Source organism: Ruminiclostridium cellobioparum subsp. termitidis CT1112, assembly GCF_000350485.1.
Lineage (GTDB): Bacteria > Bacillota > Clostridia > Acetivibrionales > DSM-1351 > Ruminiclostridium > Ruminiclostridium termitidis.
The window spans coordinates 166224-191869 of sequence record NZ_AORV01000033.1 but is presented as its reverse complement, the minus strand read 5'-3'; the positions used below and the strand labels follow the sequence as shown (position 1 = coordinate 191869).

The 25646-nt window shown below is 41.0% G+C and carries 20 protein-coding genes; 18 read left to right on the top strand and 2 right to left on the bottom strand.

The window, feature by feature from the left end:
* The first annotated feature begins 402 nt into the window (after window positions 1-402).
* The gene (locus CTER_RS12680; protein WP_004625872.1) at window positions 403-1374 is read left to right on the top strand and encodes a hypothetical protein; all 972 of its coding nucleotides are present in this window, start codon (window positions 403-405) and stop codon (window positions 1372-1374) included.
* Between the two features lie 1136 nt (window positions 1375-2510).
* Here the strand turns inward: CTER_RS12680 and CTER_RS12675 are convergent.
* Window positions 2511-3122 (bottom strand): MerR family transcriptional regulator, encoded by a 612-nt coding sequence (locus tag CTER_RS12675; RefSeq protein ID WP_004625798.1) that lies wholly within the window; start codon window positions 3120-3122, stop codon window positions 2511-2513.
* A gap of 111 nt (window positions 3123-3233) precedes the next feature.
* The gene (locus tag CTER_RS12670; RefSeq protein WP_004625836.1) at window positions 3234-4139 is read right to left on the bottom strand and encodes an RluA family pseudouridine synthase; all 906 of its coding nucleotides are present in this window, start codon (window positions 4137-4139) and stop codon (window positions 3234-3236) included.
* A gap of 332 nt (window positions 4140-4471) precedes the next feature.
* Between CTER_RS12670 and CTER_RS12665 the strand changes: the two genes are divergently transcribed.
* The 17 genes from CTER_RS12665 (at window position 4472) to CTER_RS12585 (ending at window position 25574) form a co-directional block, all read left to right on the top strand.
* On the top strand, window positions 4472-5758 hold the full coding sequence (locus CTER_RS12665) for a methionine gamma-lyase family protein (protein ID WP_004625765.1): 1287 nt from the start codon (window positions 4472-4474) through the stop codon (window positions 5756-5758).
* A gap of 23 nt (window positions 5759-5781) precedes the next feature.
* The gene (locus tag CTER_RS12660) at window positions 5782-7038 is read left to right on the top strand and encodes a biotin/lipoyl attachment domain-containing protein (protein WP_004625843.1); all 1257 of its coding nucleotides are present in this window, start codon (window positions 5782-5784) and stop codon (window positions 7036-7038) included.
* A complete protein-coding gene (locus CTER_RS12655) occupies window positions 7031-7738 on the top strand; it encodes a YggS family pyridoxal phosphate-dependent enzyme (RefSeq protein WP_004625751.1) in 708 nt (235 codons plus the stop codon). Before CTER_RS12660 ends, CTER_RS12655 begins: the two co-directional genes overlap by 8 nt.
* Before the next feature lie 54 nt (window positions 7739-7792).
* On the top strand, window positions 7793-8269 hold the full coding sequence (locus tag CTER_RS12650; protein WP_004625869.1) for a cell division protein SepF: 477 nt from the start codon (window positions 7793-7795) through the stop codon (window positions 8267-8269).
* Window positions 8270-8332: 63 nt separating this feature from the next.
* Entirely contained in the window at window positions 8333-8623 is a 291-nt protein-coding gene (locus CTER_RS12645; RefSeq protein ID WP_004625808.1) for a YggT family protein, read from the top strand.
* An 8-nt stretch (window positions 8624-8631) separates the two neighbouring features.
* Complete coding sequence (locus CTER_RS12640; protein ID WP_040761023.1) at window positions 8632-9417, top strand: YlmH family RNA-binding protein; 786 nt, start codon at window positions 8632-8634, stop codon at window positions 9415-9417.
* A gap of 48 nt (window positions 9418-9465) precedes the next feature.
* Window positions 9466-9930: a DivIVA domain-containing protein gene (locus tag CTER_RS12635; RefSeq protein ID WP_004625802.1), complete on the top strand. Its 465-nt coding sequence runs from the start codon at window positions 9466-9468 to the stop codon at window positions 9928-9930.
* A 191-nt stretch (window positions 9931-10121) separates the two neighbouring features.
* A complete protein-coding gene (locus CTER_RS12630) occupies window positions 10122-11906 on the top strand; it encodes a sensor histidine kinase (protein ID WP_004625834.1) in 1785 nt (594 codons plus the stop codon).
* A complete protein-coding gene (locus tag CTER_RS12625) occupies window positions 11881-12966 on the top strand; it encodes a response regulator transcription factor (RefSeq protein WP_004625774.1) in 1086 nt (361 codons plus the stop codon). Before CTER_RS12630 ends, CTER_RS12625 begins: the two co-directional genes overlap by 26 nt.
* 122 nt (window positions 12967-13088) lie before the next feature.
* Window positions 13089-14423 carry an ABC transporter substrate-binding protein gene (locus CTER_RS12620; protein ID WP_004625844.1) on the top strand — a complete coding sequence of 445 codons (1335 nt, stop codon included), beginning with the start codon at window positions 13089-13091 and terminating at the stop codon, window positions 14421-14423.
* Window positions 14424-14555: 132 nt separating this feature from the next.
* Window positions 14556-15443, top strand: a complete 888-nt coding sequence (locus tag CTER_RS12615) for a carbohydrate ABC transporter permease (RefSeq protein WP_004625740.1) — start codon at window positions 14556-14558, stop codon at window positions 15441-15443.
* Between the two features lies 1 nt (window position 15444).
* The gene (locus CTER_RS12610; RefSeq protein WP_004625766.1) at window positions 15445-16281 is read left to right on the top strand and encodes a carbohydrate ABC transporter permease; all 837 of its coding nucleotides are present in this window, start codon (window positions 15445-15447) and stop codon (window positions 16279-16281) included.
* Between the two features lie 7 nt (window positions 16282-16288).
* Window positions 16289-17857 carry a cellulase family glycosylhydrolase gene (locus CTER_RS12605; RefSeq protein WP_004625760.1) on the top strand — a complete coding sequence of 523 codons (1569 nt, stop codon included), beginning with the start codon at window positions 16289-16291 and terminating at the stop codon, window positions 17855-17857.
* A gap of 176 nt (window positions 17858-18033) precedes the next feature.
* Window positions 18034-20619 (top strand): FtsK/SpoIIIE family DNA translocase, encoded by a 2586-nt coding sequence (locus CTER_RS12600; protein ID WP_004625719.1) that lies wholly within the window; start codon window positions 18034-18036, stop codon window positions 20617-20619.
* A 165-nt stretch (window positions 20620-20784) separates the two neighbouring features.
* Window positions 20785-22569, top strand: coding sequence for a tetratricopeptide repeat protein (locus CTER_RS12595; RefSeq protein ID WP_004625842.1), 1785 nt, complete (start codon window positions 20785-20787; stop codon window positions 22567-22569).
* A gap of 109 nt (window positions 22570-22678) precedes the next feature.
* Window positions 22679-23263, top strand: coding sequence for a DUF16 domain-containing protein (locus CTER_RS12590; RefSeq protein ID WP_004625876.1), 585 nt, complete (start codon window positions 22679-22681; stop codon window positions 23261-23263).
* A 217-nt stretch (window positions 23264-23480) separates the two neighbouring features.
* Entirely contained in the window at window positions 23481-25574 is a 2094-nt protein-coding gene (locus CTER_RS12585) for a YgiQ family radical SAM protein (protein ID WP_004625749.1), read from the top strand.
* The last annotated feature ends 72 nt before the right edge of the window (window positions 25575-25646 follow it).

Below are 25646 nucleotides of genomic sequence, written 5' to 3'. Positions count from 1 at the left end.
AAATTATTTCTAAAACAAGAACTGTTGTAAATATCATTATAAAATATAACATTACAAAAGATAAAATCTTGATAGATAGAGTAGTTAATACATTAAACGATGTTAAAAAAGAAGAAATTGAAATTTTGAGTCAGTTGCTTTAAATAGACCAATAATATTATCAGAGTCGAAATATCTGCATCCCAACCTACTGAACAACTAAACATATAAACTTATAAGTCCAAATTAATAAGTCGCATAAATACTAAGATTCTTGCATTTGACCTATGCTTTTATATAAATAAGCCGATCAGAAATATGACTTGTCAAAGATTTCATTTTTTAATTAGAACAGGTCAAATTAAAAATAAAAAATATTAAAATTGCTTAATATTTTGGAAAAACAAATAAGGGAGAATAAGTATGATTTATTTAAACGAAGAAGATTTGCTAAAAATCGGTATAGACTGGACATCAACAATTAATATAATAGAAGATGCTGTGAGATGCTTAGAAAAAAAGGATTTTGCTCAGCCGATAAAGCCTTATTTAAGGTATAGAGATCTCAAAAATAGGATAATTGCAATGCCTGCGTTCTTAGGAGGTAATGTAAATGCCTCAGGAATAAAATGGATAGCCAGTTTTCCAGATAATATTTATAAAGGGATACCAAGAGCGCATAGCGTGGTTATTTTAAATGATATCGATACCGGTAAACCTGTTGTAATTATAAATACTGCCCTTCTGAGTATTATCCGTACTGCATCTGTGAGCGGGTTAATGATTAAGCACTATGATCGAATAAGAAATCTTAAAGATATAAAGATCGGCATAATTGGATGTGGTCCAATCGGACTGCATCACTTGAAGGTTTGTGATAAATTACTAGGAAACAGAATATCAAAAATTTACTTGTATGATATAAGACCTATTATAGATACAGAAAATATAGGTTATGTCGATAAAGATAAAATAGTTATTGCTAATAGCTGGCAGGAGGCTTATGATGGCGCAGACATATTTATAACTTGTACTGCATCCAAGGAGCCTTTCGTTGATCTACCTCCCAGAGAGGGATCGCTTCTGCTAAATGTATCACTTAGAGACTATAAAATAAACATCCTAAATTACGTAAGACAGTCAATTATCGTTGATAATTGGGAAGAGGTGTGTAGGGAAAAAACTGATATTGAAATGATGCATATACAAAAACAATTATTAAAGGATGAAACAAAATCCATAGTAGATGTTGTATGCAATAACTGTATGAAGGAGTACGAAAGAGACCAGACAATAATGTTTAATCCGATGGGGATGGGTGTGTTTGATATAGCTATGGGTTCTTATTATTATTATAAGGCGCTAGAAGAAGGTATAGGAATCAATCTTGATTAAAGATTTATTGAAATTGTAAGGAAACAAGGTAACGGTTTTTTAGTACCATATAATGAATGAAGGAAAAAATTAGAATTAAATTCACTTTTAGTAATAAAAATGATTGTCAAAATTAAGAAGAAATTTAATATTGAGATGGATTTAGATGAAGGCAATGTTGATATCTTGTATAAAATAGATTAAATTGAAAATATATGGTTTTATAAAAAGAAACTGGTTAGACTTAATTCCTTAGCAAAAAAATGCAATAATATTATTCATATGTGTAAAGCTTGGCGATGTAGAAAATCAAACAATGGTTTTCAGATGAGACGCATCTTATAACTGTAGCTGCGTACTTACTAAATATTTCCCAAGAGAGTGTCAACTAAGTGCTGTTTAGGACAGAAAGGAAAAGTAAAAAGTAACTAATTTTGGGTAAGAAAAAGGCAAATATAAAGAGGAGCCAAATGGAGGAAATGAATCAGATAAAACGAAACGCCTTTCTTAAAAAAGTTCTGGGATAAAATTAGAGCCAGACAAATTGGAAATGTCAAACATTCACTTTATAAACTGGAACGTAGATAATAATACGAGTCTGCAAATAGATATGAAGAAGTAGGCGGCCATACGTTTGAAGTAGCCCTGAGATATACTAGAGATTCAGAGAATGCTAGAGGGGGACGTAGTATACTTACCAAGGAAGAGAAAGGTCATATATTTAACTCGGGAAAGATTTTGGATAAAAGGAATTTAATAATTAATACCTTTAATAAAGTTTTATCAGCTCCATATTTCAACGGTATCAGTAAATTTGATGAATATGGTTATTACACTGTAAGCGGAAAAAATATAAATTTAGGTTGACTGAAAGCTCCTGGTTGCAGATAAAAGAAATGATTTCGCTGAAAGATGAGTCTAGAAAAAATGAACCCAAAGATACAAGAATTGGGATAGAGGAGTATTAAGTCACCTGATAATAATATATGGTGGTGGTTTGAAGCATATCTCCAGGAGTTACCTCAACTGCCCCCGTAAAATGTAGAAGAGTATTTTTGTCCGCACCCCCGTGTCCTAAATAAAAATATTTCCAGCCACCTTAAATCTCGCATATCTTAAGGATAACTGGAAATATTTAAATAAAATCATAAGTCAATTTACGCCTTCCCGATTAATTTCTTCAGCCTTCCCCCAAGAGAGGTGCTTTTTCGTTCTCTCCAGCTGGTGATATTTCTGTCGACCTCCTGGAAGTGTCTGTCAAGTTTGATCTCAAGTTTTCTTGAACTGTTTTCAACACATGCTCCCAGCTCAAGCTTCGATTTATGTATCTCCTTTGATATCTGTTCCCTGGTTGACAAAAGCTCTGTGGAAATATTATTAAAAACCTGTTCTTTCATTTTGTTGAGTGCATCGATAATTGCAGTAAGCTCGGTGCTGCTCAGTTGTGAAGCAGCATGGCCCATGACCGCGGGCAATTGAGCCTCATTAAGCTGAACTGATGAATTTAAAGCTGTACCCGGAGGACTGACCTTTATGATATGCTCATCTTCCAGTATTTTTCTTATGGCTTTAAGTTCGAGTCCCTGATCGCGCATATCCTTGATCTGGTACATGACATTGGCCAGCTCGGTGGTATAAAATCTTCTGCCTCTGCTGTCCTTGGGGATTTTCAGCCCGAACTCCTTTTCATAAAATCTTAAAGCATGATCAGTTATATTTAAACATTCGCTTAACTCTGTTATAGAATACCGATCCTTTAAAATATCCATATAAAATTCCTCCTGACAAATCCTTCTTCATTTGTAGAACCGGTATTTTAACCCGGCGCAAATCTATTTCATATGAAGATAGTAGCATATCAGGAGGTTGATGTAAAATATTTACAGACTATTTCGCATTATTTCCAGCACTGCCTTTATGTCCTGGGGCAGTTCAGCATTGAAGATAACTTCCTTACGGGTTTCAGGATGAACTATTTTGGTAATATGGGAATGGAGAGCCTGACGGGAAATTAATAAACCTGTATTTTCAGAATAAAGTGTATCTCCATATATGGGAAAACCCATGGCCTGGCAGTGGACTCTGATCTGATGGGTTCTTCCGGTTTCCAACTTAAATCTAAGTAAAGCTGCATTATGCGAAGGGAAACTCTCCATGACCTCATAATGTGTTACCGAAGGTGCTCCCGTCTCGGAAATATGTCTCAGCATAATGCTTCCCGGCTTTCTGTCAATGGGCAGATCAATGGTGCCTGCGTTTGAAGGTGGAATACCCTGGACAATGCCCAGGTACTCCTTTTCAAAAATTTTTGCCTTCATCTGCCGGATAAGTGCCTCCTGTGCAAACTGATTTTTTGCAAAGATAATAATGCCGGAGGTTTCTCTGTCCAGCCTGCTGACAGGTCTAACTTTTTTGGAAATGCCTTTTCCCTTCAGATAATAAACAATCCCGTTCGCTATTGTGGAGTCGGGATGGCTGCTGGTAGGGTGAACCACGGTTCCGGACTGCTTGTTCAGCACCAGGAGGCAGTTATCCTCGTGAATTATATCTATGGGAATGTCCTGTGGTTCGATATACTCACAGTCTTCTTCAAGTTCGAGTTCAACTCTAATCTGATCGTTTTCTTTTAAAATGTAATTTACGTGGACAGCTTCACTATTTACATAAATTTTATTTTGGAATTTTAGTTTTTTAACCAACCTTTCGGATATTTGCAGTCTGCCCTTCAGAATGTATTTCAGGGGCCTGCCTGCATCGGAAATATCAGCTTTGTGCTCTAAAATCATTATTTCCTCCATGGATAAACAGCTGTTATAAGATATATACATCTATTATACAGGTAAAGCACCATAAACTGCAACCTGCCTGACTATAGGGTATTGCCCGCACCTGGCCGTGAGGCACTGCCTGCCGGTATAATTTACTTCCGGACTGTTATTGCTTCTGGATGTTATCACTCCCGGAAGCATTATAAGCATTATTATAAAAGTATTTTGAACTGAAGAAATGCAGTTTTTCAGGTTAATATACGATAAAACTGGCGGGAAGGCGGTAAATGGTATATAATTCTATTAAAAAGCTAATTTTTATTCATACTTATACGAAAGAGGAATGGTTGATGGATTTTAAAATAAGGGAATATTTGAAACAGCACTTTGAAATTGAGGACAGGGTGATTGAACTGGCTGAGCAGGCCGAAAAGGACGCTCAGAAGGTTTTTGAAAGAATAGAGAATACCAAACAGATAAACCAGTTAAAAGTAATCAAGGCAATGCAGGACAATAAACTCAGCGATTCACATTTCAACGGAACTACCGGCTACGGTTATGATGACAGGGGAAGGGAAGTTCTCGACAGTGTGTATGCAAATATTTTTGGTGCGGAAGATGCACTGGTCAGACATCAGATAGTCTCAGGTACACAGGCTCTGGCACTGTGTCTTTTTGGCAATCTCAGACCGGGAGACCAGCTGGTGGCTGTTACCGGCAAACCCTATGATACATTGGAGGAAGTAATAGGGATCAGAGGTGAGAACTGCGGTTCTCTGAAGGAATTCGGAGTCAATTACAGACAGGTGGAATTAAAACCTGACGGGAAACCTGATCTGGAACAAATACGCAGGGTTGTCACGCCTTCAACAAAAATGGCAATGCTCCAGCGCTCAAGAGGGTATTCCTGGAGAGATGCATTGTGCATTGAAGACATAAAAAGTGTTATAAGCACTGTCAAGTCCATAAACAGTTCAATAATTGTCATGGTTGACAACTGCTACGGGGAATTTGTAGAAGAGGTTGAACCGATTGAGGCGGGAGCCGATATAATAGCGGGCTCCCTTATAAAAAATCCTGGAGGCGGACTGGCTTTGACAGGGGGCTATATTGCAGGCAGGAAAGAGCTGGTGGAGCAGGCTGCCTTTAGACTGACATCTCCGGGACTGGGAAAAGAAGTCGGAGCTTCACTGGGCAATAACAGGCTGATGTTCCAGGGCTTGTTCATGGCACCTCATGTTGTAGCCGAAAGCTTGAAGGGGGCGGTGTTCTGTGCTGCCCTTATGGAACGTGCCGGCTTTGAAACACTGCCTTCAGTCGATGTCAAAAGAAGTGACATAATTCAAGCTGTAAAATTCGATAACGAACAAAGCCTCATAGCATTCTGCCAGGGTATCCAGAAGGGTTCACCGGTGGATTCCTATGTAACACCCCAACCCTGGGAGATGCCTGGCTACGATTCCCCGGTTATAATGGCGGCGGGAGCCTTTGTTCAGGGCTCCTCCATAGAGCTCAGCGCCGATGCGCCAATAAAGAGTCCGTATATAGCGTATATGCAGGGCGGTCTGGTATATGAGCATGTAAAGCTTGGAAATATCATAGCGCTGCAGAAATTGTTCAATAGCAGGGAAAAATAGCCGCTGCGGAAATGGAGTTGTACATGAGTGTTTTTAAAAAGCAGAGTGTCAGAATAGGAACCCTCATAGCAGGTGTATTTTTGTTAATATACCTTCCGGCGCTGTTATTTATCATATATGGAAACGGTGTCGAAACTGACATACTTAAAATAGGCAAGATAGAGGATACACAGAATATAGACGGAGTTTTCATAAGAAATGAAGAACTCATTTTGTCTCCCGAAACAGGCAATTGTGTAATGGATGCGGTAGACGGGGAGAAGGTCCCTGCCTTTTACAGAATAGCTTCTGTAGTCAAAAATGTTCCGGTATCCACCTATGAGGAGCTAAAAACCAAGGAAATGGAGATTGAACGGGCACAAAAGGCACAGAAGGAAAATATAAATATGTTTTCCAGTGACATAAAAAAACTGGATTTGGAAATAATTGAAGAGGTTAAAAATCTTGCCCAGCAATCCATCCGCGGCAGCCTTGTTGAAAGCTACAACAGTCTTTCCAGCATAGACAGGATCGTTTACAGGAAGTCTGATATTTTTGGTGACAGCAGCAAGTCGGCGGCGTATATAAACAAGCTTAAGAATGAAAAAGCCGCTATACAGGGCAAATTGAACAACAATATCAAAGAAATACGGACAAAGAGTTCAGGATTGATATCCTATGCCATAGACGGCTACGAATCCATACTCACTCCTGAGACCATCAGGAATATTACACCGAAGGAGCTTGAGAAAATAACAACCAGGGAAACCAACAGGGATTTCAATGTCATTGATGCGGCCAAGGGGAAACCCGTTGCAAAGCTGGTCAAGGATCTGGACAGCTACATGGTGACGGCAGTTGATGAAAAATACTGCAAATCCCTGCAGCTTGATAAAACCGTCACCCTCAGGATCAATGATACGGGATTGAATATCGAAGCAAAGATAGTTTACAGCTCTGACCTTATTGACGGAGAAAGAATCATAGCCTTTAAATTTGATGCGGGCTTAAATGAGACAGTGGGTTTGAGAAGGGTAAACGCAGATATAATATTATCCAGCTATACGGGGTTGAAGGTACCCTACAGCTCATTGCAAAACATTGATACCAAAAATAAAACTGCGTTGATCACTGTTGTCAAGGGTCATACGGCTGCCATAAAAAAGGTGAGGATCGTAGGTATGAATGAGAGTGCAGTCATTATCGACAATTTAGAGGGCGAAAATACAAATACCATCGCCTTGTATAACACATATATCCTAAATCCTAAGAATATACAGGAGGGACAGACAGTTGATTGATACAGAGATTAAAAGCAATCTGGATAATATTTTTAAAAGGGTGGGAGCGGCAGCCGAAAGGAGCGGCCGCACAATGGAAGACATCAGGGTGATAGCCGTTACCAAGACTGTTGAGGCAGACAGGATCAAAAATGTATATGAATACGGTCTTCTCGATATGGGTGAGAACAGAGTGCAGGAATTAACCGAAAAATATGACAAGCTTCCTACAGACTGTAAATGGCATTTGATTGGGCATCTCCAGACCAATAAAGTCAAATATATAATCGATAAGGTTGAAATGATACATTCCGTGGACAGCATGGAGCTTGCCAAAGAAATTAACTCAAGGGCTGCAAAGCATGGGAGAAAGATCGATATTCTTTTGCAGGTCAATGTTTCAGGAGAGGATACAAAATTTGGAATAAGTCCTGGTGATGTAGATGAATACGTAGGTATAATTTCCCGGATGGAAAATATTTCTCTCAGAGGGCTTATGACCATAGCCCCATTTACTCAGGACCCACAGGTCATAAGGCCTGTATTTAGGAATCTTTATAATATATATATTGACATAAAGCATAAAAATATAGATAATGTTAATATGGATTATCTTTCCATGGGTATGAGCAACGATTTTGAGATAGCCATTGAAGAGGGGGCAAACATTGTCAGGATCGGTACCGGTATATTTGGAAAGAGGGATTACACAAAGAAGTAAATTTTACAAGCGAAAAGATTAAATAAATTACTAAAGACGCAGGAGGTATTTGAAATGTCAAAACTTCTAAACAAAGTTTTTAATTTCGTCGGATGGGAAGCAATTGACGAGGAGGAGGATGAAGACTTAGATCTTCGCGATACAGACTATAGGGAGGATATTAAAAGCGAACCTATTCAAACGCACTTCTTCAACAATTCCAAAAAGCAGCAGCAGTCAGGCAAAGTAGTAAATATTCATTCTGCAAATCAGTTTAAGATGGTTGTTTCTCAGCCGGATACATTTGATGATGCTCAGGATATCTGTGATCACCTGAAGAGCAAGAAGCCTGTGGTTATTAATCTGGAGGGCATAGAAAAAGCAGATGCCCAGAGGATAATTGACTTCTTAAGCGGGTCTATCTATGCCCTTGACGGAAGTATACAGAAGGTATCCAGTGATATATTTGTTATAGCTCCAAACAATGTGGATGTTAGCGGAGACTTGAAGGAAGAACTCAGAAATAAAACAGTATTTCCATGGGCTAAATAGGAGAACATTGACTGGTGATATTTGGGGCTGATAATAAGGTTTTCTTATTTCGGAGGAATTTTGATGGATGCAGTTTTATACGCTATAGATTGGGTATTGAAAATATTTGAGTTTGCACTTATTGCCAGAGTGCTTATCTCATGGCTGCCGGTATCAAGATATAACAAGGCAGTTGATTTGTTATACACAATTACCGAACCGGTGCTTGCACCCATAAGAAAAATGTTGAATCAATCCAGGTTATTGAACAATTCCATGCTTTCCATGATTGATTTTTCGCCCATAGTTGCATTTATACTTATAGGTGTGCTGAGAAGAGTAATTTATATTTTGTTTAATATGTTTTATTTTTGACGCTATATATGAATAAAAACGAATTATTAAAAATGGTTTCCGGGATTGAGGATAGGGTAATGGTTTCGCGTCTTCTGGATAAGGCAGAACAATGCCGTTATTCCTCTTTTGTATATTCGGATTTTCTTTCTCCCCATGAGGCGGTTATTGCCAAACGTGTATTGGACAAGGTCGAAGGGGTTTTTTATACCTTTATGGGTGGTTTTGAAGGAGCAGAGCGGGTCATGGCCGCTATGAGCTCTGACTTCATAGATGAAGAGGAAGCTCTGGACAATGCTCCCATAAGTTATCTGAGGATAACGCCTGTTATTGATAAGGACTTGTCTCACAGGGATTATCTCGGTTCGATCCTGGGCCTTGGGATAAAGAGGGAAAAGGTAGGGGATATACTTGTCTACGAGAACTATGGTGATGTATTTTTAATTGATAAAATTGCGGAATATATTTCATACAATCTGGACAAAATTGGTAATACAAAGGTTGAATGCGAACTTCAGCAAGTCTACCGGTACACACCTCCCGAAAGGAAGGAAAAAATAATCAATACCACAGTTGCGTCTGTAAGAGCTGATTCTGTGACTGCAAGCGGTTTTGGCATGTCCAGGACCAAGGTTATGGAGTATTTTAAAGCCCAGCGGGTAAATGTAAACTGGGAGCCGGTTTCAAACCCGTCGAAGCAGCTGTCGGAAGGCGATGTAATTTCCATTCGGGGCAAGGGAAGGATTTTATTGGACAAGGTTGGCGGAACTACTAAAAAGGATCGCATTAATATAATTATCAAACGTTTTGAATAAGGATATTATATCAAGGAACTTTTAGTTCCGTGGAAAGGTTGGCTTATTATGAACTATACTCCAAATGATCTTGATAATATCAAGTTTAAGAAGAACTTCATGGGCTATAAGGAAGACCAGGTTAATGAAGTTCTGGACAGCATTATACAGGACTACGAACTATACATAAAGGAAAACATTGAACTCAAAGACAGAATTTCTGTTTTAAACGAAGGAATACAACATTACAAAAATATAGAAGAGTCCTTGCAGAACACATTGATCGTAGCACAGCAGACAGGTGAAGAAATCAAGAAAAATTCCTACTCCAAAGCCGAAAATATTATTAAAGAGGCTGAACTAAAGGCCCAAAAGATTATCAATGATGCAAATCAGGAAGTAATTAGAATCCGTTTTGAGTATGAAGAAATGAAAAAAAGACTGCATTTGTTTAAAACCAAGTCCGAAACTCTTCTGCTGTCACAGCTTGAACTGCTGAAGCAGGTCTTTAGCACGGATGATGATCTGGAATAACTGACTATATGTATATTTCTCATAGTTACTCAAACCCCCAAAAATGAACCAGGCAGCGTTGAAGCTTGGTTCATTTTTGGGGGTTTTATATTAATAGATGGCAAAGAATCAGACTTTTGACGGGCATAATTTATAGTGCTATACTGAATTATCTAAAAAATACACATATATGGCTTGATAGGAGAATTTACATGGAATCTTCAAAAAAGTCAAAAAGGACCCTTTCTATCAGAACAAAGATATTTCTGTTTATGCTTGCGGTATCAATCATCCCTACCATTCTGATCACTGCGCTGGCTGCGTTCAATACCTATGATTCGCTATACAGGCAGTTGATTGCAATAAACAAGGATGGAATGCTGTGGGGCAGCGACAGGGTGTCACAGTTTTCAGACGAGTTAAAAAATACCTTTTATTCCATGGAGTTCGACAAAAGCTTCAGAAACGCTGTCCTCAAATGGGGTAAAGACAGCGATTCCTATCAGGACAGCGCAATTCTGCGAAATACCTTCAATGGGACCTTAAATAAAAATAACCTGTTCTCTTCCATAGAGCTATACCTTGTCAGTGACAGGAGTGTTATTAAGGCCAAAAGAGCCGGAACAACACTTCAAAGTGATGAGGAGGGTTTTTCCAATACCTTTAACCGCCCGGCCGAGATGCAGACCAATATGTATTTGAAACTAACCGGTCAGGGCCTGTATGCCGTACATAACATAAATACTTTCGAAGACCGCAACCTGGTTGCAAAACTGGCATTGCAGCTGCGGACGGGAGAACTTCAGGGAATTCTTGAAAAGCTTAAAACAAGTCAGGATGAACGGGTTTATCTTCTCAACGATCAGAGTGAAATTGTCATGTCAATTAATAAGGGGTTTGATGATGAGCAGCTTTTGGCAAAAAGTATAAGCCTCATCAATACCGGCGGTTCCGGAGAGTACTTTTCAATTGACAACAATATAGTATTTTACGGTCAGGACAGGGGCGGGAAACTTGGCATAATAAAAATAATTCCCCGGAATGAAATAGTGAAAGCCACCAGACCAACCGTATTTGCCGGTATCTTTATGGGTATTGCCTGTGTTTTTGCCGCAATAATGCTATCCGCATTGATTTCTTTTTATATAAGTTCTCCCCTCTTGAAATTGGCCGACAAGGTAAAGAATATACAAATGGCCACATTGGAGATAAAAACAGGTGAGTATTCCAGAAATGAAATCAGTGTGCTGGAAAATCATATAGCCCTCTTTGTTCAGCGTATTAAAGATCTGATACATCAGGAATACGTTATAAAGCTCCAGGCCAAATCAGCCCAGATCAAGGCCTTGCAGGCCCAGATAAATCCGCATTTTCTGCACAACACCCTGCAGCTGATAGGCAGCATATCACTGTCAAAGGGAGTCGGGGAGGTCTACAATATTGCAGGTGCATTAAGCAGCATGATGCGCTACAGTATGGATTTCGAGAGCGGGTTTGTGACACTGGGAAGTGAATTGGAGCATCTTGACAATTATTTGCTTATACAGAAGGAAAGGTTCTATGACAAATTCAGTATCGAGCTGGATATACAGGAGGAAGTAAAAAACTGCCTTATGCCCAAGCTCCTGCTGCAGCCCATAGTGGAAAACTGCTTTCAGCACGGGTTTGACAGGAGAACCGGAGATTGGAAGCTCTGGGTAAAAGCATATTTCTCTGAAGATAAAAAGGTTCACATTACAGTCCGGGATAATGGCGGCGGAATGAGCCGGGAACAGGTGGAGGCTCTGAATGAGGAAATGAAGGATGCCGCCTATGGAAGCATAAAGAGCAGCAGGCATATCGGACTTTTGAACGTAAATTCCAGGATAAGGCTCAACTTTTCTGAAAACGACGGGATAACCGTATACAGTGAAAAAGAAGAGGGAACCCGTATAGAGTACATATTTGATGCACAGGGAGTGGGGGAAGACAATGGATTACCGGGTAGTGATAATTGATGATGAAGCCTGGACAAGGGATACAATAAAGAGAATCGGTAACTGGCCGGAATATGGGTTTCAGATGGTAGGCGAGGCCGCCGACGGGGTTTCGGGTATAGAATGTATCAAACAGCTGAAGCCCCATTTGATAATCACCGATATGAAAATGCCGGGAATTGATGGGGCAGAGCTGCTTCAGCTGCTCTCACAGCAGAATATAAAGGCCAAGGTCATAGTTATCAGCGGCTATTATGATTATAACTACACCAGACAGGCGTTGAACAGCCATGTAATGGATTATTTGCTGAAGCCCATAAAAGAGGATGAATTCAACCGGCTGATAAAACGCTGTTCTGATGAACTGGACCGTGAAACGCTGATGGAAGAACAGAATGAAATAAGTCTGGTTGGCATTGCCGATACAAGCTGGTTGACGAAATATATCGAAGCACGGGATGACACCAGAAAATGCCTTGAAGGCCTCTCCAAAAAAGGAGTCCGGTGTGCTCTGGATAAAATGAAGGCTTTACTTGAGCAGCAAAAGGATGACAGGGCAAAGCTGAAACTGGTCATTAATATGAATTATGATCTGCACAAGATAGTGGAGGAAACAGTCATTGCCAAATATAATGCAGCCGTGGACCGGTCATTTGCGGTTGAGCTGCCCTTTACCATCAGAGAAAGCGGAACCCATGAGGAGTTTATCAGGCACTATACTGACATAGCGGATAAAATAATAGATGAAGTTAATTTGCAGAGGCAGAGAAAAAACAAGATAGATATTCTGGCAATCAAGCAGTTTGTAGATAATAATTTTTCCGGTAACATTTCTCTGGAGGAATTGGCCAAAACCAATTTTGTAACAAAAGAATATCTTTCTTCCGCATTCAAAAAGGAGTTGGGTATGACTTTTTCCGATTACCTGACCAGAGTCCGCATGGAAAAGGCAAAAGAGCTGATTGTGGAATATGGTCTGCCCATACAGGCTGTTTCGGACATGACTGGTTACCTGGATATTGCCCACTTCTACAAAACCTTTAAAAAGTATTTTGGAACGTCCCCGGGTAAAATGCGATAAAAAAGCTGAGAATTATGACATTAAAATTTGACTATACATGTGATTAATAAGGGCAAATGTAAATTTGTATTTTCCGAAGTATGATAATGGTACAGAGAATAATTTATTTAGGAGGAATTAAAATGAAAAAATTACTGTCGGTACTGTTAGTCATTTGCATGATCTCAGTAATGCTTGCAGGGTGCGGCAACGACACTCAAGGCACAAACGTAGCTTCAGCAGCGCCGTCTTCGGCTGCGGTTTCCGGTCAGGCTGCAGCCTCAAGCAAAGCAGAACCAACCAGGGCAACTCTTAATGTCATGATGAGTTTTCCACGTTTTACAGATCAGATGGAAGCATATTTGAACCAGTTCAAGGCAAAAATTCTGGCAGAAAAGAATATGGAAGCTGTAATAAACCTTGAAATGCCAAGCAGTGACCAATACGGAAATATTATTCAAACAAGACTTTCTTCCAATGATGCTCCTGATCTTTTTACACTTCACGCCTCTGCCGATCTGCCTACATACGTTAAAGCAGGTTATGTTGCAGATCTGACCTCACAGCCTCTGGCAGATAAGCTGTACGACGATGTACGCAAAACAGTTACCATTGATAACAAGGTTTATGCCGTACCATTTGAGAGTACTGTATGGGGCTATTTATACAACAAGGACATATTTAATAAATTAGGCTTAAAGGTCCCGGACACTCTCGACCAGATGAAGACAGTAGTAAAGACCTTAAAGGACAACGGGTATACTCCTTTTGAACTTGCCTTCCAGGAACAGTGGGTGCCGCAGCTTATGACCGCACTTACTCTGGGAGGAAAAGTGAGCGGAAGTATTCCTGACTGGACCGACAGAATGTACAAGGATCAGGGCTCCTACAAAGAGGTTGTTGAAATATTTGACGTAATTGACCTCATTATGCAGAATGGGACCAAAAATGCTCTGGATAAGGGCTCTGAACAGGGGGCCGCCGATTTTGCAAACGGCAAGGCGGCAATGTTTGTACAGGGAACATGGAGTGCCGAAAGCATATTAGGGGTCAATCCCGATATAAAAATCGGCGTGGGCGCACTCCCGGTAAATAACGATATCAACTGTACAAAGATAAATCTGGCTACAACCACTTCTCTTGCAGTGTATTCAGGCACGAAGGAAATGGAGACGGCGCTTGCTCTGGCAAACTATATGCTGGATGACAAGGATTCCTCAGCTTTATATAAGGAATTAAAATTTAACCCGGTGGCAAAATGCCACAGCTTTGAACAGTATTCCTGGGCAAAAGAGGCAAGCAGCTATGTTGAACAGGGACGTTCCTACCGGGATCTCGTATTGCCCAATGCCGTCACCGATGAACAGGGCAAGCTGCTGCAGAGCTACTATGCAAAGAAAACCACTAAAGATGAGTTCATAAAAGTTATGGATAAGACCTTCAAGGATGCCAACAGGGCAGCGGCCCAGGCCAAATAAATATAACAGGTGTGGGACCGGCTGTATCAAAAAATAAGACAATTGCAATACAAGATTTTCACATGTATTTCAATTGTCTTATTTTTGAGCAGAAATCATTTTTAATTCTAATTCAGCTGTGGGGTGGAATAATTGAACATTAATAAAAAACAATCTCAGAATTTTACCTTGATTTTATTCGTATTGCCCGCATTTATATTTTTTGCGGCCTTTAAACTGATTCCTGCGGTACTGGGCCTATGGTACAGCTTTACCAACTGGAACGGAATAAATCCTACATATAAAATTATAGGCTTTGAGAATTTTGCCGAGATATTTACAGGTGATGCGGATTTTTGGAGGGCTATGCTGTTCACCTTGAAATACGTAGGGGCAGCAATAGTTGCGTTGAATGTATGTGCACTCGTGCTTGCCGTATTGATTGAGTCTGCCCGCAAAGGCAGGAGCTTTTTCAGGACGATTTTTTATATGCCCAATATGATAAGCATGATTATAGGCGGGTATATGTGGAACTTTATATTTACACAGGTTCTTTATTATATTGCCGACAATACCGGGTTGGAGTTTTTAAACAAGTCCTGGCTGGGAGATCCGAAATATTCCTTCACAGCAATTGTTATTGTTGCCGTCTGGGGCGGTGCGGGCTACCTGATGGTGATTTATATTGCTGCAATACAAAGTGTTCCCACAGCATTGATAGAAGCGGCGGTGGTGGACGGTGCATCAGCCTTCAGACGGTTTATAAGTATTACACTTCCAATGATAAAGCAGGCCTTTACAATATGTCTTTTTGTTACCTTAAACAGTGCCTTCCAGGTTTTTGATGTGGTATTTTCCCTTACGGGAGGCGGACCGGGCAGGTTGACACAGGTGGTTGCCATCAATATTTATGAAGAGGCCTTTGGCCGTTCAAACAGGCTGGGCTACGCAACTGCCAAGTCAACAATACTGTTTTTGGTTATAATGCTGATTACGCTTATTCAATTGCGGGTTATGAAAAAGGGAGAGGAGGAAATGTAATATGCATTTGACCAAAAAAGCAAAAACGGGTACCGTCCTTGTAACGGTTTTTCTTTCTGGCGCATCGGTATTTTGCTTATTTCCCATATTAATGGCTTTAATGAACTCCTTTAAAACAAAATCAGAAATATTTACAAATATTCTGGCTTTACCGGCACATTTCAATTTTGACAACTATGTGCGAAGCTTCAATAAAATGAAGTATTTTACCAGCTTCTTCAACACGTTGGCAATTGTCGTCATTGGTATCCTGGGAATAGTTGTATTTTCCGCAATGGCAGGCTGGATTCTCTGCAGGACCAAAACCAGGCTGAGTTCCTTTGTTTTCGGGCTCTTTGTCTTCTCCATGCTGATCCCCTTCAATGCAGTAATGATACCCCTTTACAGGGTGGCAAAAATATTGCATTTCTCCAATAAAATATATGGAATGGGATCAATTTATGTAGGTCTGGGAGTGAGTATGGCAATTTTCATGTACCATGGCTTTGTAAAGGGAATACCGTATGAAATTGAGGAATCGGCTTATATTGACGGTTGCAGCAAGGCTCAGATGTTCTTTAAAATAGTTCTTCCGCTGCTGGGACCAATAACTGCCACAATAAGTATAATGAATGTCCTGTGGATGTGGAATGATTTTCTGCTGCCGCTGATCATACTTGCCACACCTCAAAAATATACTTTGCTGCTTTCCACAAATATGCTGTTCGGGCAGTATACCAGTGACTGGCCCGCAATACTCAGCGGACTGATCCTGACTGTGATCCCTGTAATACTTTTATATGCATTGCTGCAAAAAAATATTTTAAAGGGTGTTGTGGACGGAGCACTGAAAGGATAATGCGGATATGGAGCTTCTTAAAACATGCGGAACAAGAATAGTTAACAAAAGGAATGAGGAGATTTTACTGCAGGGCTTCGGTCTGGGGGGCTGGTTTTTGCCCGAAGGTTATATGTGGAAGCTTTATACAAAATGTGACCGCCCGCGGAGAATGGAAAAGCTCATAGAGGAATTATGCGGACCGGCATATGCTGAAAGCTTCTGGGAACGCTATCTGGACAGTTACATAACCTGTACGGATATTGCGTTCATAGCTCAAAAGGGTTTCAATTCGGTAAGACTCCCTCTAAATGCGAGAACACTTTTTAATGAGGAGACACAGTCATTTTATCCCGGTATGATCGCCCGCATAGATAAGCTCATTGAGTGGTGCCGGGAATTTGGAATATATGTGATTCTGGATATGCACGGTGCTCCCGGCGGTCAGACCGGTACAAATATAGACGACAGTGAAAATGACATGCCCGAACTTTTTACGGTTCAAAAACACAGGGAGGATTTAATACTGCTCTGGAGCCTGCTGGCCAGGAGATATAAAGATGAGGACTGCATTGCGGGATATGATCTGCTCAATGAACCGCTGCCAAATTGGTTCGGCAGGTATAACGGGCTGGTGCTTCCATTGTACAAAGACCTTGCAAAGGCAATCAGACAGGTGGATACAAGGCATATGCTCATACTGGAGGGTGTTCATTGGGCAACGGATTTTGAAATATTTGATGAACTGGAGAGCGGGGAATTTGACGGCAACTACATGCTCCAGTTCCACAAATACTGGAGCACCCCCGACATAGAGAGCATCCAGAAATATGTCGATTGCGCCAATAAACTCAATGTACCGCTTTTCATGGGCGAAGGAGGCGAAAACAATCTGGATTGGTATGCGGGATTCTTCAATATGCTGACCGGTCATGAAATTTCGTACAGCTTCTGGAGCTATAAGAAAATGAAATGTGACAACTCTCCCGTGACATTTGAAATGCCCGGGGGCTGGGATAGACTCATAGAGTATATGGACAACCGGGCAAAGCTTTTACTGCCGGAGGCATGTGACATATTTGACGGATTTATAAAAGAAATAAACCGCTCTGTAATTAATAATGATGTCATAAATGCTATCAGGAGGCAGATACCCGTATCAATACCGGCTGAATACTTTGATGAAGGCTATTCTGTTTCCCAAAGGGAAAAAGGTGCAGAAATCAGAATGACAGAGGGTATTACAATATTATTCGAAAACGGAAAAACCGGTGTTCCCGATTACAGGCGCTACGGTGGTGAAGTACAGTCCGATACCGAGCTTGTGGCTGTCAAACTTTTCGGTGGAGAATGGGTAAGGTACGATTTTGAAGTGCCGGAGGAAGGGAAATACCAGATACAGGTTCACTGCCGGGCCCGGGAGGATAATACCCTGGCATATATAGTGACGGACCGGGGCATTTCAGCAGACATAAAAATTGGTGTGCAAATGAGCGGAATAAATGCCGGTGGGGAATTGTTTCTTGAAAAAGGCCGGCATAGCATTAAGATTTGCTCCAAAGGCATTATTTACTTGAGTAAAATAAGAATTGCATGAAACTGAATAAAGTATTGTAAAAGAAGGGGATTTCTCAAAGTGAGATCCTCTTCTTTTGCATACTCTAAACCTGTGTGGAATAATTCTCGAAAATGTGATATAATTTCTTCGTGTGCCAGCAAAAGGCAATATATTTGGTTTATACTTAGATTAACTACTAATGAGGGGTGTTACTTTTGAAAGTCAAAAAGGTTCAAAAGAAGAAAAAATACAGGAGAGTTGAAAGCGGTTTTTCAAAGTACAGGAATGAAATTTTAGGCCTGGTGCTTTTTGCTTTTGGTGTTTTGGCACTTTTCAGTTTTATATTCAGCAAATCAATGGGCGTTTTCGGAAAAGCCGTTACTAATATTCTTCTGGGGTTTTTAGGTGCGCCAGCCTTTGCAGTTCCGGTCATTCTTATTGTTTACGGAGCTGCCATGATCTTTAAGAAGGACTCTCATATCTTTAAGCTTAGGGTTATTTATCTGAGCATTTTTATTGTACTTTTATCGTCGTATATCCATGTGGCCGGGTTCGAATATGATGAGTATGCCGGCAGGTCTTTTTACGCCAGCCTTAAGGAGTTCTACACCCAGGGTACTAAAATAAGCGGAGGAGGACTTCTGGGAGGACTTGTAACACTGCCGTTTCTGATGACTTTTCAGATATTGGGGACCATTATCATTCTCACAACAATATCCGTAATAGATATAATCCTTCTAACAAATGTTTCAATGGCGGCATTTCTTGGGAACCTCTCGGCTTTTTTATCAAAAAGGTTCAAAGCTGCAAATGAGACAAGAAAAATAAAGAAGGCTGAGAGACAGAAGGAAAGGGAAGCCGCACTTGAAAACGGAGAAACAGAGGCGGAAGATGAGGCAGCGGAAGGCGGGAAGCGTAAAATAATCAACTTTAAAATAGAGAGAGAAAACAGGGCAAACAAAGCTCCCAAAAAGCTGGGCAGGAGCGGGGAGGATGAAGCTGCGGCAGCGGCTGATCCGGAAGATACGGCCAATGCAGCCGTTGTGCCGGAAGAGGATTTCACTGTGGGGCTTACCGGTTTCAATGACGATATAGCTGAAGATATGGTGGTAGCTGATATAAAAGGCCTGGGGATTTCACCCGAAGGTCTGGCTGAAGCGGAACAGGACCTTGATATAGTAAATTCGGGAGTATCGGAAAATCAATCGGCCGGACATGGCAATATGAATGGAACCCAGGGAGCAAAACAGGATGTTGCCCACTCCGGAACCGGCAACAACCCTGATGACGGCGGAGATATAGTCATACCGCAGCAGGAGCAGACTAAACCGCTTATTTACAATTATCCGTCACTGGACCTTCTGGATGAGAGCAAGGACGACGCCACCAATGTAAAGGCATTGAAAAACACTGCCCTAGAAGGGGCGAAAAAGCTTGAGGATACCTTGAAAAGCTTCGGTGTAGAGGCAAGGGTGATCAATATCAGCCGCGGCCCGGCTGTCACCAGGTATGAAATCCAGCCAAGCCCCGGAGTCAAAGTCAGTAAAATAGTGAACTTATCGGATGACATAGCACTGAATCTGGCGGCAGCCGGGGTCAGGATCGAAGCACCTATTCCGGGAAAGGCGGCAGTGGGGATAGAAGTTCCCAACAAGGAAATGTCTGCGGTATTGTTAAAGGACATTCTGGAATCGAAAGAGTTTTCAAACCATTCGTCAAAACTGGCCTTTTCGGTGGGTAAGGATATCTCGGGAGAAACAGTTGTGGCCGACATCGGCAAAATGCCTCACCTGCTTGTTGCAGGAGCCACCGGTTCGGGTAAGAGTGTATGTATAAACAGCCTTATAATGAGTATTTTATTTAAAGCTTCACCTGAAGAGGTAAAGCTGCTTATGGTTGACCCAAAAGTAGTTGAGCTGGGAATTTACAATGGTATCCCCCATTTGCTGATACCTGTCGTCACTGACCCCAAAAAGGCCGCTGGGGCCTTGAACTGGGCGGTACAGGAAATGGTCAACAGATATAAGCTCTTTGCCGACAAGGGTGTCAGGGATTTAAAGGGTTATAATGCCATGCTGAAAGCAAACGATGAGCCCGGCATATTGCCTCAGATAGTAATTATTGTTGATGAGCTTGCAGACCTTATGATGGTTGCTCCCAACGACGTGGAGGATGCAATATGCCGTTTGGCACAGATGGCCAGGGCAGCAGGCATGCACCTTGTTATTGCGACGCAGAGGCCGTCTGTGGATGTCATAACAGGAGTAATAAAGGCCAATATACCGTCCAGAATATCCTTTGCGGTGTCGTCGCAGGTGGATTCCAGAACCATACTGGATATGAGCGGAGCCGAGAAGCTGCTTGGCAGAGGGGATATGCTGTTTTATCCGGTTGGGGAGCCAAAACCTCTGCGTGTTAAGGGTTCCTTCGTCTCGGACAGTGAGGTTGAAAAGGTGGTTGAGTTCATAAAGACCCAGGGCTATTCAAACTATGACGAGAATATTATTGAAAAAATAAATGACCACAGCGCAGGAAATGAAGAAAGTTCAGGCGACAATGACGAATTGCTGAATCAGGCCATCGATATGGTGGTTGATGCAGGACAGGCTTCTGTTTCACTGGTGCAGAGAAAGTTCAAGGTGGGTTATTCCAGAGCTGCCAGAATCATAGACCAGATGGAAGCGAGAAACATCGTCGGTCGGTTTGAAGGCAGCAAGCCAAGGCAGGTTCTCATTTCAAAACAGCAGTGGATGGAGATGCAGATGAATGAAAAAGACAAACAGAATGCCAAGCAGCAATAATTATATTTCCCTGGGTTAATAATTGTCTGGACTATTTAATATAATACAAAAAAAGGTATTAAATATTAATTTGCAAAAGATTCGGATTCGGGTACAGGTGAAAATATAGGGCTGCTTTGCCTGTTTTCAGCAATGACCCGGCCGGAAATACGCGGGGGTGCATGTATGTTTCTTTTAACTGCATTTAACATGGTTATTTTAGTTGTACTGCTGGTTTATGTTTTTTACAGGCTTCTCAAAACAAAAAGCCTTGTTACTCTTGTTTCCTTTACACTTCAGCTTTCTGCTCTGACAATAGTTGTACTGTCCCTGATCAATCAGGTTCAAACCAGCAATAATGTTGAACTGTTTTATCTGTTTTGCGGAGTGGTTTTGCCCTGTTTATTAATTGCATCCGATTATCGTTCAATGATAAGGAAAATTAAAGAAAAGGGAAGCTTTGAGGGCTTTATCACAGTCGATCAGAACACGGCCGATAGAAATGAAGATGCTGCGGAGATTATGAGTGTGATCAGCGACGAAACCTTTGTAAACGACACAATTTCCGAACTGGGATTCATTAAGGAAGAACTTTATAGGGGCATCAGGAAAAAGCTTGTACAGGCCGAGCACCTGTACAGCGACGGCAATTTTGACGATGCCTGTGAGCTTTACGGCAATTTGATAGCTTTAGTGGGTTCTTCATCAAATCTCTACTTCAGTTATGCCAATGCAACTTTTAAAAAAGGTATGTACAGTGAGGCACAGGGCTACTACAGAAAAGTGCTTGAACTTAACGGACAACTTATCGAACAGTTGAAGAAGGCAGCGCATAATTCTTCCAATTCCGAAGTTATCAGTAAAATTCAATCAAAACAATATCTGGTTTATTACAATATCGGCGTAACTTATCTGAACATTGGAAAGCTGGATTTTGCCCTTGAAAATTTCCAAAAGGCTCTTGAAATAAACCCGGGCTTCAATATAGCAAAAGAGGGTATAGGAAGGATATTCGCAGAAAGGGGCAACAAAATCGAGGCCGTTAAGTATTATGAAGATATTCTTGAAAAAGACGGCAATAACTACGTTATTTCTCTGCTGTTGGGAAAATTGTTCATGGAGTTGGAGGATATGGGTCAGGCAGAGACCTGCTTCAGAAAATGCATAAAACTTTCCCCCGAAAAATCCGAGGGATATGCCGAACTCGGCAAACTCTTGATGGCCCGGAAGCACTATGAGCAGGCTGCTAAAGTATATAAAAGCTATATAGCCATTAATGAAACGGATTATTCAGGACATTACAATCTGGCCGGCTGCTATTTCAGGTTAAAGGAGCCTGACAGGGCTGTTCTTGAGTATAAAAGAGCGCTGGAGCTGAATCCTGACAGCCATAACTGCCTTTTTAACCTGGCTTTGGTGTACGAGGATATGGGAGAATATGATAAGGCCATTGATCTATATAAAAGTGCAATTCTTATTAAAATAGACTTTGTTGATGCATATAATAATCTGGGAATATTGTTTTCAAAAATCCAGAGTCCCATGGAAGCTCTGGCTACCTATACAAATGGTATCAAAGCCTGTTCCGACAACGGCGGGTTATATTACAACATGGGTGTGGTACTGTTTGATCTGAGGAGATACCAGGATGCTGCAGATGTGTTCAGACGTGCCATAGAGAAGAATCCGGGGGATACGGATGTTTATTATTATCTGGGTGCATCGCTTACCGAAGCAAAGAAATATGACGAAGCCATAAAGGCGTACGGCAGGGCTCTGGATCAGAATATGAGCGAAGCAGAAATTTATTATAATATAGCTGCAGTATACGCACTGATGAAAAAACAGGACATTGCCATGGATAATCTGAAAAAGGCAATAAGCATAAACCCTGACATCAAACAGCAGGTATATGTAAACAATGTTTTTGACTTCTTGCAGGGGCAGCTGCTGATGCTGGAAGAAAACTAGCGGATGCCTGAAAAAATAGTATGATTTTTACCATTTTCAAACAATAACTTTTATGTTATAATGGACCTGTTATATTTATGTTGCTGCATCAGCGGGATGGGAGAGTTACATGGGTAATGACGAAATGTTACTGGCAATAAAAGAGATGTTTGATCAAAGTATTGACAAGGTTGAAAAGAAATTTGATCAGAAAATTAATGAAGTAAAAGTTATTCTGGAAGATCTTGACGATAAGATAAAGATTGTTGCAGAAGGCCATGATGTTTTAAATAACAAGATGGACTCACTTGAAAAAAGGTTTGACAAACTTGAACAAAAGGTTGACACTCTTGAAATCAAGTTTAGCATACTTGACAAAAAAGTCAGCTCAATGGATAAAAGACTTGACGCCATGGATAGAAAATTTGACTTAATGGATACAAGACTTGATGCCATGGATAAAAGATTTGATTCAATGGATAAAAGACTTGATGCCATGGACGGAAGATTTGATTCAATGGATAAAAGATTTGATGCCATGGACAAAAAGTTTGATTCAATGGATAAAAGATTTGATGCCATGGATTACAAACTGGATTCCATTGACAGGAGGGTTGGAAACCTCGAAAAAGATATGGTTATTGTCAAAGGCTATGTAATTGGGGTTGATGCCAAGCTGAATGAGCATGATACAATACTTAAACGAGTAAAGTAATATAGTATAAATTGCAGCGTTGAATAAAATTTAAAAAACTATAACGCCGGTTTTCCGAGCTCAGGTTATTAAGTCGGAAGCCGGCTTTTTGATGTTGTGAATCAACTTTGCGCTTAATGTAGTTTACTGCTTTCTTTTTTGTGCTAGAATAATACTGATTCATATTTGCTTTGTTCAGTATTTACTTCGGTTAAATTTTTTGAAAAGGACGATATAAATGGCTTTTTTACCTGTAAGCTTTGAGGATATGAATGAGAGAGGCTGGGAACAGCTGGATTTTTTATATATAAGTGGAGATGCATATGTTGATCATCCCAGCTTTGGTCATGCAATAATAATGAGAGTATTGGAAAGTGAGGGCTTTAAAGTTGGAATTATAGCACAGCCCGACTGGAAAAAGAGTGAGGACTTCAAGAGGTTAGGACGTCCTAAATACGGAGTTCTTATCTCATCAGGTGTTATAGATTCAATGGTCAATCACTATACCGCCGGTAAAAAGAAAAGATCAGGCGATCTGTACTCGCCGGGCGGGAAGGCCGGTTTCAGGCCGGATAGGGCTGTTATAGTTTATGCCAATAAAATCAAGGAAATCTTTAAGGATACGCCGGTTATAATAGGGGGAATCGAGGCCAGTCTCAGAAGATTTGCACATTATGACTACTGGGATGATAAGGTCAGAAGATCTATTCTGGTTGATTCCAAGGCAGACATTTTATCATATGGAATGGGCGAAAAACCCATTGTTGAAATTGCGAAACTTTTAAGGAAAGATGTTCCTGTCGCCAGTATAAAGCATACAAGGGGATGCTGCTACCTGGCCTCTTATGATGAACTGCCTGCCGAAATAAAAAATGCCCTGGATTCGAATGGTTCGAAGACAGTGGCAGTACTGCCTTCTTTTGAAGAGGCGGCAGAAGACAAGAAAACCTATGCCGAAGCATTCAAAATACAGTACAATGAGCAGGATGCCGTCAGCGGCAGGATTCTGGTTCAAAGGCACGGAGACAGATACCTTGTGCAAAATCCTCCTTCTTTACCCATGTCTGTTTCAGAGCTGGACAGGGTATATGCACTGCCCTACGAAAGAACCTATCATCCTGAATATGAAAAATTTGGCGGGATACCTGCCATATCCGAAGTTGAATTCAGCATAACCAGCCATAGGGGCTGTTATGGGGGCTGTTCCTTCTGTGCTCTTAATTTTCATCAGGGCAGAGTTATTCAAAAGCGCAGTCAGGCTTCGGTTATGAATGAGGCAAAAAAACTTATCTGGACCGAAGGCTTTAAGGGCTACATTCATGATGTGGGCGGACCGACGGCAAATTTCAGGAGCATAGCCTGTGAGAAGCAGGTTAAGCATGGAGTTTGCAAAGACAGGCAGTGTCTGCACCCGACTCCATGTAAAAATCTGATAGTGGATCATTCGGAATACCTGGACCTGCTGAGAAAGCTGAGAGCACTTCCCGAAGTGAAAAAGGTATTTATTCGCTCAGGAATCAGGTATGATTATCTGATGCTGGATAAAAACGATGACTTTTTTACCGAACTTTGTGAGCATCATGTCAGCGGGCAGCTGAAAGTTGCTCCGGAACACGTGGTTGACAGAGTCCTTGAAAAGATGGGCAAGCCTGACCGTCAGCTTTATGACAGGTTTGTAAAGAAATTTTACAATATCAACAGAAAAATAAATAAAGAGCAATACCTGGTCCCATACCTGATTTCAAGCCATCCCGGCAGTGATTTGAATGCTGCGGTTGAACTGGCGGAATATTTGAAGGAACATGGAATTAATCCCGAACAGGTGCAGGATTTTTATCCGACGCCGGGAACATTGTCCACCTGCATGTTCCATACAGGTTATGACCCAAGAAATATGAAAAAGGCATACGTTCCGAGAGCTCCAAAGGAAAAGGCCATGCAGAGGGCTTTGTTGCAGTACAGGAGAAAAGAAAATTATCACCTTGTTATTGAAGCTCTCAAAGAAGCCCATAGAGAGGATTTGATAGGCTTTGGGCAAAACTGTCTGGTTAAACCGCTGAAAGGTATGAAATTTGAAGCAGCGGATGGGAAACCTGCCGGTAAAAAGCCATCAGACAAGAGGTCATCGGGTAAAAAGCCTTTTGAAAAAAAGCCATCCGGCAGAAGACCAGCAGTTGACACTCCCAAGTCGGGAGGCAATAAAGCGGCTTCCGGAAGTAAAAAGTTGTCTGCCGGCAATGAGAAGTCAATAAAAAACCGAAACAGGGATACTGACAGAAATCCTTCATCGCCCGGCCGAAAGACTGGTGACAAAAAGAGGAAAGGCCGATAATACAATTTTAAATAAATTGACAACTAAAAATCCTTAAAATAAAATATATAGAGGATCTGTTTGGATTATTCT